The sequence below is a fragment of the Dyadobacter sp. CY323 genome (genome assembly GCF_021390245.1).
In the GTDB taxonomy this organism is placed as follows: Bacteria; Bacteroidota; Bacteroidia; order Cytophagales; family Spirosomataceae; genus Dyadobacter.
Genome location: NZ_JAJUXH010000004.1, coordinates 237947 through 254028, shown reverse-complemented (window position 1 = coordinate 254028; position 16082 = coordinate 237947). Strand labels below are relative to the sequence as shown.

General features: G+C 45.5%; 15 protein-coding genes. 8 read left to right on the top strand and 7 right to left on the bottom strand.

From position 1 onward, the window contains the following. Positions 1–46 precede the first annotated feature (46 nt). Both LZG72_RS10075 and carB read left to right on the top strand, forming a co-directional pair. The gene (locus LZG72_RS10075) at positions 47–1861 is read left to right on the top strand and encodes a hypothetical protein (protein WP_233871033.1); all 1815 of its coding nucleotides are present in this window, start codon (positions 47–49) and stop codon (positions 1859–1861) included. Between the two features lie 218 nt (positions 1862–2079). Then, positions 2080–4923: a carbamoyl-phosphate synthase large subunit gene (carB, locus tag LZG72_RS10070; RefSeq protein ID WP_233871030.1), complete on the top strand. Its 2844-nt coding sequence runs from the start codon at positions 2080–2082 to the stop codon at positions 4921–4923. Positions 4924–4991: 68 nt separating this feature from the next. Here carB and LZG72_RS10065 read toward each other — a convergent pair whose 3' ends face one another. Genes LZG72_RS10065 through LZG72_RS10050 form a run of 4 tightly spaced genes read right to left on the bottom strand, consistent with a single transcriptional unit; the run spans position 4992 to position 7289 of the window. Further along, positions 4992–5444, bottom strand: coding sequence for a hypothetical protein (locus LZG72_RS10065; RefSeq protein ID WP_233871028.1), 453 nt, complete (start codon positions 5442–5444; stop codon positions 4992–4994). 37 nt (positions 5445–5481) lie between these two features. Further along, a complete protein-coding gene (locus LZG72_RS10060; RefSeq protein ID WP_233871025.1) occupies positions 5482–5934 on the bottom strand; it encodes a hypothetical protein in 453 nt (150 codons plus the stop codon). 36 nt (positions 5935–5970) lie between these two features. Continuing rightward, entirely contained in the window at positions 5971–6411 is a 441-nt protein-coding gene (locus LZG72_RS10055) for a hypothetical protein (protein WP_233871023.1), read from the bottom strand. Then, positions 6408–7289, bottom strand: a complete 882-nt coding sequence (locus tag LZG72_RS10050; protein WP_233871021.1) for a hypothetical protein — start codon at positions 7287–7289, stop codon at positions 6408–6410. Before LZG72_RS10050 ends, LZG72_RS10055 begins: the two co-directional genes overlap by 4 nt. A 336-nt stretch (positions 7290–7625) precedes the next feature. Between LZG72_RS10050 and LZG72_RS10045 the strand changes: the two genes are divergently transcribed. After that, on the top strand, positions 7626–8621 hold the full coding sequence (locus LZG72_RS10045; protein WP_233871019.1) for a helix-turn-helix domain-containing protein: 996 nt from the start codon (positions 7626–7628) through the stop codon (positions 8619–8621). A 1-nt stretch (position 8622) separates the two neighbouring features. Here LZG72_RS10045 and LZG72_RS10040 read toward each other — a convergent pair whose 3' ends face one another. From LZG72_RS10040 to bshA, 3 genes are all read right to left on the bottom strand, one after another. Continuing rightward, positions 8623–9627, bottom strand: a complete 1005-nt coding sequence (locus LZG72_RS10040; RefSeq protein ID WP_233871018.1) for a helix-turn-helix domain-containing protein — start codon at positions 9625–9627, stop codon at positions 8623–8625. 139 nt (positions 9628–9766) lie between these two features. Further along, entirely contained in the window at positions 9767–10021 is a 255-nt protein-coding gene (locus LZG72_RS10035; RefSeq protein WP_233871016.1) for a DUF4834 family protein, read from the bottom strand. A gap of 142 nt (positions 10022–10163) precedes the next feature. Next, entirely contained in the window at positions 10164–11303 is a 1140-nt protein-coding gene (bshA, locus tag LZG72_RS10030) for an N-acetyl-alpha-D-glucosaminyl L-malate synthase BshA (RefSeq protein ID WP_233871014.1), read from the bottom strand. A gap of 178 nt (positions 11304–11481) precedes the next feature. Here bshA and LZG72_RS10025 point away from each other — a divergent pair, with 178 nt between their 5' ends. From LZG72_RS10025 to LZG72_RS10005, 5 genes are all read left to right on the top strand, one after another. Then, complete coding sequence (locus LZG72_RS10025; RefSeq protein WP_233871012.1) at positions 11482–12363, top strand: geranylgeranylglycerol-phosphate geranylgeranyltransferase; 882 nt, start codon at positions 11482–11484, stop codon at positions 12361–12363. Between the two features lie 107 nt (positions 12364–12470). Continuing rightward, on the top strand, positions 12471–13166 hold the full coding sequence (locus LZG72_RS10020; RefSeq protein ID WP_233871010.1) for a hypothetical protein: 696 nt from the start codon (positions 12471–12473) through the stop codon (positions 13164–13166). A gap of 48 nt (positions 13167–13214) precedes the next feature. Further along, on the top strand, positions 13215–13784 hold the full coding sequence (locus LZG72_RS10015) for a phosphoribosylglycinamide formyltransferase (RefSeq protein WP_233871008.1): 570 nt from the start codon (positions 13215–13217) through the stop codon (positions 13782–13784). A 6-nt stretch (positions 13785–13790) separates the two neighbouring features. Continuing rightward, complete coding sequence (locus LZG72_RS10010; protein ID WP_233871005.1) at positions 13791–14708, top strand: hypothetical protein; 918 nt, start codon at positions 13791–13793, stop codon at positions 14706–14708. 32 nt (positions 14709–14740) lie between these two features. Then, positions 14741–16072 carry an APC family permease gene (locus LZG72_RS10005; RefSeq protein WP_233871003.1) on the top strand — a complete coding sequence of 444 codons (1332 nt, stop codon included), beginning with the start codon at positions 14741–14743 and terminating at the stop codon, positions 16070–16072. The last annotated feature ends 10 nt before the right edge of the window (positions 16073–16082 follow it).

Genomic DNA, 16082 nt, shown 5'->3' with positions numbered 1-16082 from the left:
GTTTGGAATTCTGATTGGCCCGATGTGTAGATATTTATTGCTGTTGATGTTGTTATCTGGTCTTGCTTCGGCTCAAAACCCCGACAGCCTGGCCACGTACAGCCGTGACAGCATCCGCTACACGAATCTGAAAGTGCGGATGTCGAAAACCAAGTTTTCCCGCGCGATTTACAGGCTGCTTTTCAGAGATGTTTACAACCAGGGAAAGGTTACGGAGGTAAAAGAGATCGAGACAAACCCATTTACCGAGTTTGAGGGAATGGTAATCCGTAAGATCTACATCCGGCAATTGAATATCTTGGGAGAATCGGTTTACGACACCACCCGCAAAGGAAACCGGCTGGAACGGTTCCTGAGTAAAAGCGTACATACCAACACCCGTGAAGGGATTATCCGCCGCTCGTTCCTGCTTTTTTCAGAAGGTGACGACATTCAGGCGCGGATTTTCAAAGACAATGAACGTCTGCTAAGATCCAACAAAACCATTGTGGATGCCCGGATCATTGTGGTACCCCGAAAGGATGTCACCTGGATGGCCGATGTGGTGGTACTGGTCCAGGATGCATGGTCGCTGAACTTTGGCGGCGGGTTCACCACTTTCAAAAAATTCAACGCAAAGATCGAGGATATCAACGTTCGCGGGACGACGCATTCACAATTGACCGCAATCCGCTGGGATGCAAAAGATTCGATCCGGAAATTTCAGTTCCGGACCATTTATACGATTCCCTATATCGGCAAAACCTTCATTACAGGACAGGCAAGCTTGATTTTCGAGCGGGATATTAAAGAACAATCCGTTCGGTTTTACCGGCGTTTTTTAACCAATGAAACAAAATACGCAGGCGCATTTGACGCCGGGCACACGACTTTACTTCAAAACAAACGAAGGATAGACAGCACCGACGTGTCCATTCCATTGTATCCGACGGAATTCAATTACTACGATATCTGGCTGGGGAGATCTTTTAAGTTTCCACTCCGAAACAGTCGGCTGAGCCAGAATTCGAGGATTGTGGTCGCGGCCCGGCATAATAAGTACCATTTTAAAGAACGACCGGCAGTCGCTGCGAACCTCAACAAAATCTACTGGAACCGCAGTGCCACACTGGTTAGTCTGGGCTTTTCAAACCGTAACTACAAACGAGACGTTTTGATTTATGGATTTGGACGCACGGAGGACGTTCCTGTCGGTAGCCTTTTTGCATTCACGCTCGGGCAGGAAAATACCGAGTTTGGAGCGCGGGGTTATACTGGCGTTCAATATGCCATTGGCAAGTATCTCGCTCATAATCTGGGATATATGTACGGAATTGCCAATATGGGAACCTATATCAAAAATGGCGCAGCTCAGCAAGGCGTGATCAACGGGCAGCTCAACTACATCAGCAACCTGATCCCGTTCCGTTACAGTTTTTTCCGGCAATTTGCGACGATACGTTATACCCATGGCATTCGGCGCGATTCGGTTGATTACCTCAACATCAGCGGGGATCAGGGGATCAGGGGAATTAATAATGAACAACTTATCGGTACGAAAAGATTAACGCTTGGTACTGAAACCGTCTTTTTCTCAGATAAAAGTTTACTCGGATTTCGTATCGCCTATTTCGTTTTTGCAGATATTGGTTTGGTAAATGGTGTTAATTCACTTTGGGACGGACCGTGGTTTCAGGGTTACGGATTGGGATTGCGGCTACGAAACGAGAATTTGACATTTAATACCATCCAATTACGTGTGGGCTACTATGCCAACATCCCGGACAACTATTCCCCCTGGCGTTTCGGCGCGAATGGAAACGTGCCGCTGCGTTTGCGGGATTTTGACATTTCCGCACCCTCCATTGTACCTCTGCAATAGCGATTTTCAATGTTTAGTCAATTTGCAACATTCTGTTTATCAACATGTTGTATGAAATATTTCAAAAAATAATGTTATTTAAATATTTCGACCCTTCTTTTTCGGATATGTGAATTAACTTTGTGGAATTTTTGGACGTACCCCTGCTCATATAGCACAAGGCAACCCCCAAAAGTTGTTAAAGTATTTCCTTCAATTCTACAAATTACCAATTAGCTGTGCCCAAAAACACGAATATCAATTCCGTTCTAATTATCGGTTCAGGTCCAATTATTATCGGTCAGGCGTGCGAGTTTGACTACTCAGGCTCTCAGGCAGCTCGTTCACTGCGCGAAGAAGGTATTGAAGTTGTTTTGATCAACTCCAACCCTGCGACAATCATGACAGACCCGATCAGCGCAGATCACGTCTACCTGAAACCGCTGGAGAAAAAGTACATTATTGAAATTCTGGAAAAACACAAAGCATTAGGGAGACCTATTGACGCTGTTCTTCCGACGATGGGCGGTCAAACCGCATTAAACCTGGCGATCGATTGCGATAAAGCGGGAATATGGAAAAAATATAACGTAGAGATCATCGGTGTCGACATTAAAGCCATTGAGACCACGGAGGACCGGGAGAAATTCCGTCTGAAAATGATCGAACTGGGTGTGAATGTGTGCAAAGGGCGCACGGCGAGGTCGTTTTTGGAAGGCAAAGAAATTGCCCAGGAAATCGGTTTCCCACTTGTGATCCGGCCATCTTACACGCTGGGAGGAACAGGCGGTGGTTTCGTGGAGAAAGAAGAAGATTTTGATAAAGCATTGAATAACGGCTTGCACGCATCTCCGGTACACGAAGTACTGGTGGAGCAAAGTGTAATGGGTTGGAAAGAATACGAGTTGGAGCTGCTCCGCGATGGTAAAGGAAATTTCATCATCATCTGTTCGATCGAAAACTTCGATCCGATGGGCGTTCACACCGGGGATAGCATTACGGTGGCTCCGGCGATGACATTACCGGATACTCTTTACCAGCAAATGCGCGATTTGTCCATTAAAATGATGGACGGAATTGGAAAATTTGCAGGAGGTTGTAACGTACAGTTTTCAGTAAACCCTGCTGACGATAAGATCATTGCGATCGAGATCAACCCACGTGTTTCGCGTTCATCCGCACTTGCTTCGAAAGCAACCGGCTACCCGATTGCTAAAATCGCCGCCAAAATGGCGATCGGATACAACCTGGATGAGCTGATTAACCCGATCACCGGAAGTACTTCTGCATTCTTCGAACCTTCCATTGACTACGTGATCGTAAAAGTTCCACGCTGGAATTTCGATAAGTTCAAAGGCGCCGACCGTACATTGGGATTGCAGATGAAATCCGTCGGTGAAGCGATGGGTATCGGCCGGAATTTTCAGGAAGCTTTGCAAAAAGCGTGTCAATCCCTCGAAATCCGCAGAAACGGTTTGGGAGCTGACGGACGCGAGCTACGCGATCAGGAAGCGATCAAACACAGCCTGAAACATCCAAGCTGGGACCGCCTCTTCCACATTTACGATGCATTCAAGATCGGGCTTTCATTTAAAACCATCCAGGCATTGACCCAGATCGATTCGTGGTTCCTTCGCCAGATTGAAGAACTGATCGAGCTGGAAAATGAAATTGAGAAATTCGACCTGGACGATCTCCCGAAAGAATTAATGCTTTCAGCCAAACAAAAGGGCTACGCAGACCGTCAGATCGCGCATTTATTGAATACGAAAGAAAGTAAGGTTTATGATAAGAGAATGAGCCAGGGGATCAAACGTGTGTATAAATGCGTAGATACCTGTGCCGCGGAGTTTGAAGCGAAAACACCTTACTACTACTCTACATTTAATACCTCGCAGGAACATCCGGACAATGAGTCCATTGTAAGTGACCGCAAAAAAGTGGTTGTGCTGGGCTCAGGACCAAACCGTATCGGTCAGGGAATTGAGTTTGATTATTCTTGCGTACATGGTGTACTTGCCGCAAAAGAAGCTGGTTATGAAACCATTATGATCAACTGTAACCCTGAAACAGTTTCAACAGATCCGGACATTTCCGATAAACTATATTTCGAACCGGTTTTCTGGGAACACGTTTATGACATTATCCAGCATGAAAAACCGGAAGGTGTGATTGTGCAGCTGGGAGGTCAGACAGCCTTGAAAATGGCGGAAAAACTTGAAAAATACGGCATTAAGATCATCGGTACCAGCTATCATTCTCTTGACTGGGCAGAAGATCGCGGCCGTTTTTCTTCTCTTCTGGAAGAACTGGGCATTCCATTCCCGAAATTCGCAACAGTTCGCACTTCGGATGCCGCAGTTGAAGTTTCCCGCACGCTGGGCTTCCCATTACTGGTTCGTCCGAGCTATGTACTTGGAGGTCAGAGTATGAAAATTGTAATTAACGAAAAGGAACTGGAACAACATGTGGTGAAGATCCTGCATGACATCCCAGATAACAACATTCTTCTCGACCATTTCCTGGAAGGTGCATTGGAAGCAGAAGCCGACGCAATTTGTGACGGAGAAGACGCCTATATCATTGGTGTAATGGAACACATCGAACCTGCCGGGATCCACTCGGGAGACTCGCACGCTGCGTTGCCGCCATTTGATCTCAGTGCTGACGAAATCCGCCAGATCGAAGAACATACCCGCAAAATTGCCCTGGCAATGAATGTAAAAGGGTTGATTAATGTGCAGTTCGCAATCAAAAACGGTGTAGTATTCGTCATCGAGGCTAACCCGAGAGCGTCCCGGACTGTTCCATTTATCTGCAAAGCATACCAGGAACCATATGTGAATTACGCGACCAAGCTGATGCTGGGCGACAAAAAGGTTTCTGATTTCAACTTCAAACCGGTAAAGAAAGGCTGGGCGATAAAAATCCCGGTATTCTCATTCAATAAATTCCCGAATGTAAATAAGGAACTGGGACCTGAAATGAAATCCACCGGTGAGGCGATCTACTTTATCGATGATTTACAGGATGATTTCTTTCAACAGATTTACAGCGAGAGGAATCTGTACCTGAGCAGATAGAGTACAGTCGATCAAGGAGTTAAAGGCCCGGCAATTGTCCGGGCCTTCTTATTTTCATGGCTATTATATTATACAAAACCCATTACTCCGCTTTTCAGCAGCAAGATGATAATGGAAACACCTGTCGCCAGAATACCCAGTACAATGCCTAGTACCGATTTACTACGTATCGAGTCGCTCTGATACCGGTCTTTGAATGCCTTTCCCCGTTTCTTCCAGTTTCGACTGTTCACTAGTCCGGTTGTACCTGAAATAATCGCTACTATCCCTGCAATAATTCCCAGAGCAAATACACCCGCGCCTCCGTCATCGCCGCTTGTTATAACAGCAGTTGCAATTGTCAGCAGCCCCGCACCAGCACCGGCAATGGCGGCAGCATTTGATGCTTTGCCTCCATTACCAGGTTGAACCACAGTCGTATCCTTCCAGGAATCGAGGCGCGCATACGCATTGGTTGGATTAAGAAAGGTAATCAAAGTCGTAAAAAGTACAGCCGAAATAAATGTCAGGTTTGCTTTCATTTTTGATCAGGGTGAGGTAAGGCTTGAAACGGATATGCTAACCGCAGGAATTGAAAGCAAGCAGGATTATGATAAATGAAACCGGCAGTCCGAAAACACCTATCATGCTCCGTGTTTTTCCCAAAGGAAGCTTTCCGGCTTTCAGGTCGCCTGCATATTTCGTGCGCAACAGTCTCCGTCTCACGATAAATCCAATTATCCCGGTAACAAGGCTAGTAATTCCAAATAAAGCCACCACCGGAAGGGGATCAAAACTCTTTTCATTCCCGGTATACCCAAAGCTCGCCATAATCACCGAAGCCACAGACGAAATCATTGACAAAGTAGAAACAGGGTTTTCAAGCCTGGGTCTTACTGTCGAAGAAGTATCTGCTTCAAAAGTGTGTTCCACCTTCTGCGTGCCGTGTTGCAAGTAGGCGGGATGCGCTGATACAAGATGACCATGCAGCCAAATGGCAAGAGACATGATGAAAATAACGTACTTTAACATGTTGACAGTCAGAGTTAAACTAAGATGATTGAACGCTCAGAAATTCGCCAGGGCAATTACAATGACAGACATGACAGTCATTCCCAATAAGCTTAGAAGAATGGAAAGTCCGAATTTTCGTCTGACCCTGCTAATGCTTTTGTCTGATAAACCGGCTGATTGCGATTCTTTTAAATATTTCCAGGATCCGCCGATGCCACTGATCAATGCGAGCAGACTAAATATTAATCCTACCGTTAAGGGGATGGCAGCATTGACTTCCCCATTACCACCGAGGGAAAGCAACCCAAAAGCGGAAGCCAACAATGAGGATACACTGAATGTAAGCGCTAAGTTGGCAGAGGCAGAACCTCTACTTTGTACTTCGCTCCGTGTTGCTGGCGCCCGAACCAGCGTATCCGCTACTGCCGAACGATAGGCGACAACGTCGAAGCTGATCAGGAATGACACCATAAGAAAGTAGATCAGTTTATTCATATCGCGGTTTTTACTTCATAAATAGCTACTTGGACAGAAACTTTTGCCCCTCCATGCGGAGGGTAAGGAATTCCATTTAATGGATCGGCCAGGATGTTCAGGCCCTCGTTCCGGTTTTTGCTTCTCAAATCCAGGACGGCAATGGCATGGTCTGTGCCGGGTGTGAGATCGGCTGCGTCGGAACTCGTGAATGCACTTCCGATCAACCAGAAACGAAAATTTATTTCGGATGAACCAGCCGGAAGTTTAACCCATACATCGTGCGAGCTCTCCGGTTCGTAAAAATCGTAATCATCCAGACCGTCCGATCTGACAGACTCCAACACCAGTTTTTCAGCACATTTGGCAGGGCCGGATGTCGTGGCAATTTCAGTCAGCACTTTCGCGGTCACTCCGCAACTTTCAATGGACCGGTCTCCGGTGCCCCGTTCCAGCTTACATACTTGTTCAAGCTTTGGCGGCAAGCTAACTGAAACAGTAACTTTCACATGTACCGGTTTGAAAAATTTACCGATATGAATGGCTTTTTCAATGTAATGCCCGGCCCTGCCTACCAGATAGGGCGCACTTGTATGTCTGTTGTTAAAATTATAATCAAACCATTGCCCCTGCACAATGGAAATATTGACCTCGCCCAATTCTACATTACCTTCCTGTGTCAGCTGGTGGAACGGCGCCAGGGAACCATCTGCATTGCGAGCATCCTCGACCGAGGGCGGAAAAGTATGTGCAAACGGAGGGACAATGCCCGTATAATAGATGAGGTTCCCAACGGAATCATTTCGAAGAATCCCGGATTCGTCTAAACCCGTAGTTCCGTGATTTTTAACTTCGGTACCGATATGGCTAAGCATTTCGATCAATTCGCTTTTTTGCATTTTCCTCGAAATTGGCTTAGTTGCTTCTTGTAACTCGCTGTTTAAAAAATGCAATCCTTTCATCCTGTCTGATTTGAACGCTGAACCTACTCTACCCGGGTTTTCGGTTGTCCCCCATTCAGAAGCGAATGGCGTATCTGAACAAATCAAATGTAGTTTTAACAAAATGCTGGTCAGAATTAACGGATTGCAGTTTCCAGGCAGATTTTGCGGAAATCAAGAAAGAAGCTGGCATATTTTGCACAATGCACGGCGCCTTCGGGGAAAACCGCAGCTAAATGTTTACTTTCAAGTAACTTTCAATAAAATCGATACCCTGCTCTGATCGCAAAACTTATGGATACTGAAAAAATTCAGATCTTACTTTTTCAGGAGATTCGTGAGAAAACCCCAAAACACATTTCGCTGGCGGATTCTGTTGCTGCCTTACTGGAAATAAGCCCCGATAGCGCATACCGCCGGATCCGGGGAGAAAAGCCCATTTCACTCGAGGAATTACAGAAGTTGTCCGTGCATTACAATCTCTCACTCGACCGGTTGCTAAATCCATCGGGCAAGTCGTTTCTGTTCAATGGGGATTTGCTGGATGAAAGTAATTATGATATCGAGCAATGGCTTGCGCAATTGAACCAGATGACGCAATCCATCAAAAAACAGTCGGATGTGCACGTTTACTACATTGCAAAAGACGTTCCGTTTATCTATCCGCTTCAATTCCCTGTGTTGGCAGCATTTAAGGATTTTTTTCGAAAAAAATACCTTGCTCCACGAACCCACGCACGCGGCTCCAAATTCTCAACCGCAGATCAGGATTTGGCCGTCAACGCACTTTCGAACCAGATCGTGAATGCGTATAACACGATCGCAAGTACCGAAATATGGAGTTCTGAAAGTTTTAACAGCATTATCAAGCAAATTCAGTTTTACCATTACACCGGACAATTTGCATCAGAAAAAGACCGGTTCGTGCTTTTTGATACATTGGAAACGATGATAAACCATCTTGAGCATCAGGCTGAAATTGGGATTAAATACAAGTTTGGAGAAAAACCTGAAAAAGACGCGGCGGGATATAACCTGTATAATAATGAACTATTTATCGGGGAAGACACGATTCTGGCGGACTTGGGCGATGCAAAAATCACATTCCTGAATCACAGTTTTATCAACTACATGACAACCTCCGATCAGCTGTTTTGCAACTACACATTTAGAAACATCAAAACCATTATTGCGCGGTCGACACCCGTAAGCTGGGCTGGCGAAAAGGATCGGCGGATCTTTTTTAACAGCTTGAAAAAAAAGCTGGATGATGCCCGATCAAGCCGATAAGTTACCGTGTATTTCTCGCTCTCGTAATTTTTGAGCGAATTTTATTGAAGAAATTCAACCTTCCTTTTTCATTCACACTGTTCAGCTGCTCCGATTTCCGGATCATGTTTTTAATTCCCGAAAGCATGTAATCGTTAAATGTCGGGTCTTGCGTGGAAATGTAGTTAATAACCGAATGATTCAGGAAAGTTAACCTGAACGCCCCGAAATCTGCCAAAGCCGTGTTGTTGCCGAGAATGAGCTCATTATTGAACATCTCATAAGAAGCCGCGCTAACTTCTGATCCAGCCGCATAAGCCAGTTTCACGCCATTTTCAGCTTGTTTTTCCAGATGGTTCACCAGGTCCATTAAGATTTCCCACATGACCAAAACCTCGCTTTTCGAACCAAACATTCCCGAATCCCGATAAAATTCGATTTGCCGGATGGTGCTGTTGATACTCTCCGCATTCCATACTTCCACGGTCGGGACCTGGTTATATGCATTTACAATCTGTTCCGAAAGCTTTCGACAAGACTGATCGACCTCACCGATTTCAAACCGCGATCCACGCAGTTCATCATACTGAAGAATGGATTTTTGCCAAAAGAAAAACTTGAATGCAGCAAGTTCGGGAATGTGAAAAAAGTGCGGTAGTGGCAGATCTTTGGCGAGATAGTAAAGTTTACAGTTGTCACTATTCCGCATGAACTCAAATTGGCTCAGGACATTTTCGAGCCATTTGTCCAAAATATGGTCCTGCGTATTCGCCAGCTTTCCCTTGAAAATATACGAGTCTGCTTTCACATTCAGTAATGCATCCACGGAAACTGTGAAGTGCCTGCTGAGTTTAGCAATTTCGTCAAAGCTGATCGCCTTTTCGCCACGTATCCGCCGGTAGGCACTGTCGTTGCTGATGCCCAAAACCTCTGCAACTTCATCTACAAACGAAAGATTGGCCGGGATACCCGCCCTGATCTGACTGAAAAATTCCGATTGTACAGAGGCTTGTTGCAGTTCAACCATTATAACAGAAGATTTTGAGATTGTAATTTACGTAAAAAAGCCTCTTAAACTTGAAACTGTGCCCAAATGGAGATTTTTGACAACAAAAAAGCCGGCATCGAGGTGACGCCGGCATATCGGATATATTTCAGACTTATAATTACTTCACTTCTTCGTAATCCACATATTCGCCCCCACGAAAACGGGTAGACTGGTTTGCATCGGGCGGAACGTTTTCCACCCGCACGCCGCCTTTCGTTCTGGCCTGCTGGGCTTGCTGCTGGGCGCGATATGCCTTTTCTTGTTGTTTAATAAGCTGGCGTCCTACAAGCAAATGGAAAATGAATCTTCTGAAATACGGTACAAATGCAATCAGAAGCAGGAATATGATGAGTATGTTAAATAACAGTTTCATGTTCAAAGGTTTTTTTACTTCTCTGTATAACGTAAACCTAGCTAAAATAACACACGAATTGACTAAAATCCAAACGACCGATTAAATCAGCGGGGCGAATGGTTGCATCCGTTTATGGAAGGATTTTACCCAAATACCATCCCTAAATCTCAATTACCCTGCTGTTTTCAACCACACGCTCGTAATAGGCTTCGTAATGCGGAAGGATTTTTGCAACATCAAATTCTTTTGCGCGGGCCAGTGCATTTGCTTTAAACGTAGGCAGATTATCGTCATGCAGGATGAATGCCGCATGTTTTACCATATCCTCCACATCCCCCACATCGCTCAAAAATCCGGTTACGCCATGCAGGTTCAGCTCAGGCAAACCACCTGCATTTGAAGTGATCAAAGGAACTTCGCAAGCCAGCGCCTCCAATGCAGCCAAACCAAAACTCTCTGATTCAGAAGGCATTAAAAACAAATCTGCAACAGAAAGTACTTCCTCAATCGCATCCAGCTTACCCAAAAACCGAACATCCGAAAGCATATCCAGATCTTTACAAAGACGTTCGATCCGCGCACGGTCAGGACCATCACCAACCAGTAACAACTTGCTGGGCAGCAACTTACGCAGTTTCTCGAAGATCATGATCACATCGTCAATGCGTTTTACTTTCCTGAAATTGGAAGTATGCACCACGAGTTTTTCATTATTCGGGCAGATAGCCAGTTTGAAATGGTCTTTTTTCTGCCTGTTAAAACGGTCAAGGTCAATAAAATTCGGGATAACCTCAATGTCTTTTGTTACTTTGAAATGGCTATACGTATCTTTTTTCAGCGATTCAGAAACGGCTGTAATGCCATCGGACTGATTGATACTAAATGTCACAACTGGTTCATATGAAGCATCTTTTCCAACCAGCGTAATGTCCGTCCCGTGCAGGGTGGTGATAACCGGAATATGAATGCCCTGTGCCGCCAATATCTGTTTTGCCAAATATGCCGACGATGCGTGTGGAATCGCATAATGTACATGCAGAAGGTCCAGCCCTGCACTTGCCACCACATGTACCATTTCACTCGAAAGTGCAGATTCGTAAGGCGGATATTGAAATAAAGGGTAGGCAGGTATATTTACTTCGTGATAATAAAGATTTTCGTTAAAAAAATCGAGACGAGGAGGTTGCGAATAAGTTATAAAATGAACCTGGTGGCCTGCTTTTGCAAGTGCCTTTCCAAGTTCAGTAGCTACCACACCGCTCCCGCCGAAGGTTGGATAGCATACGATCCCAATTTTCATAATTTCAGTACAATGATGGAGTTCCGGTCAATTACATCCGTCCGGAAATACAGATTTTTAAGAGCTAACAACATTTGGCTGTTTTTTATCCCAAAAGTGGATAAAGAAGTGAAGAATTGTCGTTAATGGTTTAAAATGAATATTTTTATACCAAACCTTCTTTTCTAGTTAACCAAAAATGAATGTGACCGCCAGGCCAAAAATAAGATTATGGGATTATGTCGCGGGAAGCGCCCGTTTGGTCCGTATGACCAACCTGATTATTGTGGTCCTGACGCAGTACCTCACCCGGATTCTGCTCATTGGCCCCAGAGAGGACTGGAAAAGCATACTAGGCAATGTTGATATGCTTGTTCTTTCATTATCAACCGTTTGCATTGCAGCCGCCGGTTACATTATCAATGATTATTTTGATGTAAAGATCGACATCGTCAACAAGCCGGAACGGGTGGTAGTCGGACGCTATCTCAAAAGGCGCTGGGCCATCGGTGCACACCAGGTTTTGAATGTGATGGGGGCAGTACTTGGTCTCGTGGTAAGCCCGTACATTTTCGTCATCAATGTTTTTTCGATCACGCTTCTCTGGTTTTATTCCGAGCGTTTCAAGCGTCTACCGTTCATCGGTAACTTTATCGTTTCCCTGCTTACAGGTTTAACCCTACTGATCCTGACCGTGCATTACCCCGCGAACCGGCACCTCGTTTTTATTTACGCGGTTTTTTCCTTTTACATTTCGCTAATCCGTGAGATCGTGAAAGACATGGAGGATATCCGCGGCGACGAGGCGCATGGCTGCCGAACGTTACCGATTATCTGGGGCATACGTTCCACCAAGAATTTTCTCTACGTAATTCTCTTTTTCTTTGTCTTAAGCCTTTTTATTCTTGCCCACGCTCTCGACAACGGCGTTCTGGTCGTCTTGTTTATCTTATTGCTTATCCCGATTTCATTTCTTATTTACCGGCTATCGCGGGCTGACACCCGACGTGACTTCAAGCAAATCAGCGACTTATGTAAAATCGTGATGTTGCTCGGACTGCTTACAATGATCTGGGCCTGATACTTTCTTTCCTTTAAATCAATATAGTGACCGAGGTGTTTCAAAAGTCAGCGGAAAAAGTATCTTTACGCTCCGCATTTACACGGTCATTAACAGTCATAAACACGATGAAAAAGCACTTTTTATGGAGCATTTTTTGCTTACTCACGGTCAGTTTTCCGACATTTGCCCAGGAGTGTATCGGGTTTAATTTGAAAGAAGGCTCCGGATTTGAAATGAATAATTACGATGCAAAAGGTAAACCCGCCGGAAAGCTTACCTACAAAATTTCCAAGATTACCTCCGAAGGTCCGAGTACTGTTTTCAGTATTGAAATGGAATCTTTCAGCGCCAAAGGGAAGTCCGAACTGAAAAACACCTATCAAATGAAATGTACGGGCAACACGCTCCTGCTCGACGCCAGCTCGCTGATCAGCGAGGAACAGCTCAAATCATTTAAGGATATGGACATGAAATTCACGTACGATAACATCGAATATCCCACCAAATTAACGGTAGGTGAAAAGCTGAAAGACGCCTCCGTAAAAGGCGAAGGTAAATCGGGGCCGATGGCCATTAACTTTAACATGAAAATCAAAAACCGGGAGGTGGTCGGCCAGGAGAAACTAACTATTCCTGCCGGGAGTTATGATGCTTACAAACTCAAATCGGACATGAATATGGAAATGGTCATGGGATTTCCGGTTAAAATGGATATGCAAACCGTCTCTTACCGCGCCCCGGGGCTGATCTGGGATCTAAAAACTGAAACTTACCGCAAAGGTAAATTAATGGGGTATTCGGAGCTCAGTAAGATCTACTGAACCATACCTGAAAGCTTAATCTCATCGATATAATTTTAAAAAAATCTAATGAAACGTCTTGCCATTTTTGCATCCGGTTCCGGGTCAAATGCTGAAGTAATATGTGAATATTTTGCCCAAAGGAGTGATATAGAAGTTTCGCTCATTTTTACTAACAATCCGATGGCGGGCGTAATCAAACGAGCCTGCCGACTACAGATACCGGTGGTTTTCTTCGACCAAAAGACATTTTATCATACCGGGAAAATACAGCAGATCTTACAGAATGAAGGAATTGACCTCGTGGTGCTGGCGGGCTTCATGCTTCTGGTCCCGCCAAGTCTCGTGAAAGCCTATCCGAATAAAATGGTTAATATCCACCCTGCCCTTTTGCCAAAATTCGGCGGAAAAGGCATGTATGGGCAGTTTGTCCACGAGGCGGTTATCAATGCGAAAGAGTTGCAGTCGGGCATTACCATTCATTTTGTGAATGAGCATTATGACGAAGGAAACATCATTTTTCAGGCTACCTGCGACATTCAGCCGACGGATACCGTCGGAGATCTTGAGAAAAAAATCCACGCGCTGGAACACGCACATTATCCCCGCGTGATCGAAGAAATCCTGAACAAACAATAGGCGGACATGCTTTTTTTCCTCCTGGCAGTCCTGTTCACCGTAGCACTTTACCTGATCATGCGGGCTTACCCGCGTTATCAGGTTGACTCGTTCCATGCGGTCGTTTTTAATTACTACGCCTGTGTGATCACCGGCTTACTTCTTACACCGGAGTTGAGTGTGTTTAAAGAAGTGAAATGGAGTTCGGAAGGCACAATTCTGACACTCGCTCTGGGTGCGATGTTCGTCACTGCATTTATGTTGATTGGGCTCACCGCTCAGAAAGTGAGCGTCACTGCCACCTCGCTCGCGGGAAATATGTCACTCGTTGTCCCGGTTCTGTTCGGTTTGTTTGTGTTTAAAAACAACAACAAGGATTTCACAGCCATTAACTACGCCGGGCTTGTTCTCGCGCTCGTTGCGCTGGCTTTGGGGGCAATCCAGAAATCAGCAAAAAACGAGACCGATACCACGAAGAAAGATATGCAGATTTCCTCTACATTATGGATACTGCCGGTTCTCACGTTTTTCGCCAGCGGCACCAATAATACATTGATCAACTACCTGTCGGTCAAGTACTACCTGCCCGGACAAACGACCGTTTTTATGATCATTGCATGCACTGGCGCCGTGATCATAGGCACTGCATTGCTGGTTTACAGGATCATAGTAACCGGCGACAAACTGAAACTCAGAAGTGTCATAGGCGGGTTCATTCTCGGAGTTCCGAACTTTTTGTCACTTTACTTTCTCCTGCTGGCTCTCGGATCTTTCGGAAACAGCGCGGCTTACGTTTTTCCGATCTACAACATTCTCACCATGCTGGTTTCTTCTTTTGCAGCTTTCACCATTTACCGCGAGCGTTTGAACAAATACAACAAATGGGGGCTCGTGTTGGCAGTAATCGCCATTATTTTGATTTCTTACCAGGAATTAAACCTGTAAACCTTATATTGGAGAAATATAATCCTGCCTGAATGTCCCCAGATCCTGATAAAATCCGTCCTCAAATCGGCCCGTTTGATCTGGGCATGATCGTCATAAGTCTCGTCATTGGAATAGGTATTTTCAGGACACCCGCGATTGTGGCGAAACAAGCCGGAAGTCCCGAGATCTTCTTCTCTGCCTGGATTGCAGGTGGGGTTGTGAGTTTGATAGGAGCCTTCTTTTTCGCCGAAATCGGAAGCCGGCACCATTTCCCAGGTGGTTTTTACAAATTAATCTCCACCGCATTTCACCCGCTTTATGCATTCATGATCAACTGGGTGATCGTCCTTACTTATGGTGCCGGAATGGCTGGCGTCGCCCTCATCGGTTCGGAGTACGTTAATCCGCTACTGCCTGCTTTTGCCCACGGCCCGATCGGCATCCGGGGTACCGCCATCGTTACGCTGCTCTTTTTTTATGTGGTCAACATGCTGGGGATCAAGTCCGGATCGCGAACGCAGAACATTCTCAGCAGTTTGAAAATACTCATGATGCTCGCGCTCTGCACGGGGATATTTTATTCAGATGGGCCGGGAAGCCAATCGGTGACTGAAACAATGCCTGCTAATGCAAACTGGTTTACCGCATTCGGAGCGAGCCTGATTGCAGTTTTCTATACATTCGGGGGATATCAGCAGGTTCTCAATTTCGGGGCAGACATAAAAGATCCTGTCCTCAACACGCCGCGAGGCATTTTCCTGGGAATGTTCCTGGTTCTGGGACTTTATCTTGCCCTGAACTACACCTATTATCATGTACTGGGTTTTGAAGCATTAAGTCATTCAAGTCTCATCGCTGCGGATGTCGCACGTGTTTTGTTCGGGCCATGGGGTGAGATTTTCTTTTCGCTCGCCATATTTCTTTCGGTACTCGGGTTCATAAACGCGACCATGCTTTCGCTTCCGAGGGTATACTATGCGCTGGCCGACGACCGGATCCTTCCTCAGATTTTCAAGAAAGTAAACGCCAAAACCCAGGTGCAGGAATTTGCGCTGACATTTCTGATCGTTACCACATTACTGTCACTTTGGGCGCTGGATACGTTCGAACAGATCGTCAATTACGTGATGTCGGTAGATAGTATAGCCCTCGCCAGCGCAGCCGCGACGTTATTCGTTTTTCGTAAACAAGCCGCAAAAAATGACACGCACACCGGTTTCAAAATCGCGGGCTACCCTTTTCTTCCGGCATTGTTTGTGCTATTCCTTTTAGCGATCGCTGTGAATGTGATCGTAACAGATCCTTATGCGGCCGTTATTGGCTGGGCACTGTTTTTGGGCGGCGCCCCCCTTTTTTACATTTTACAAAGACTTGGCAAATAAGTCAGCTTGC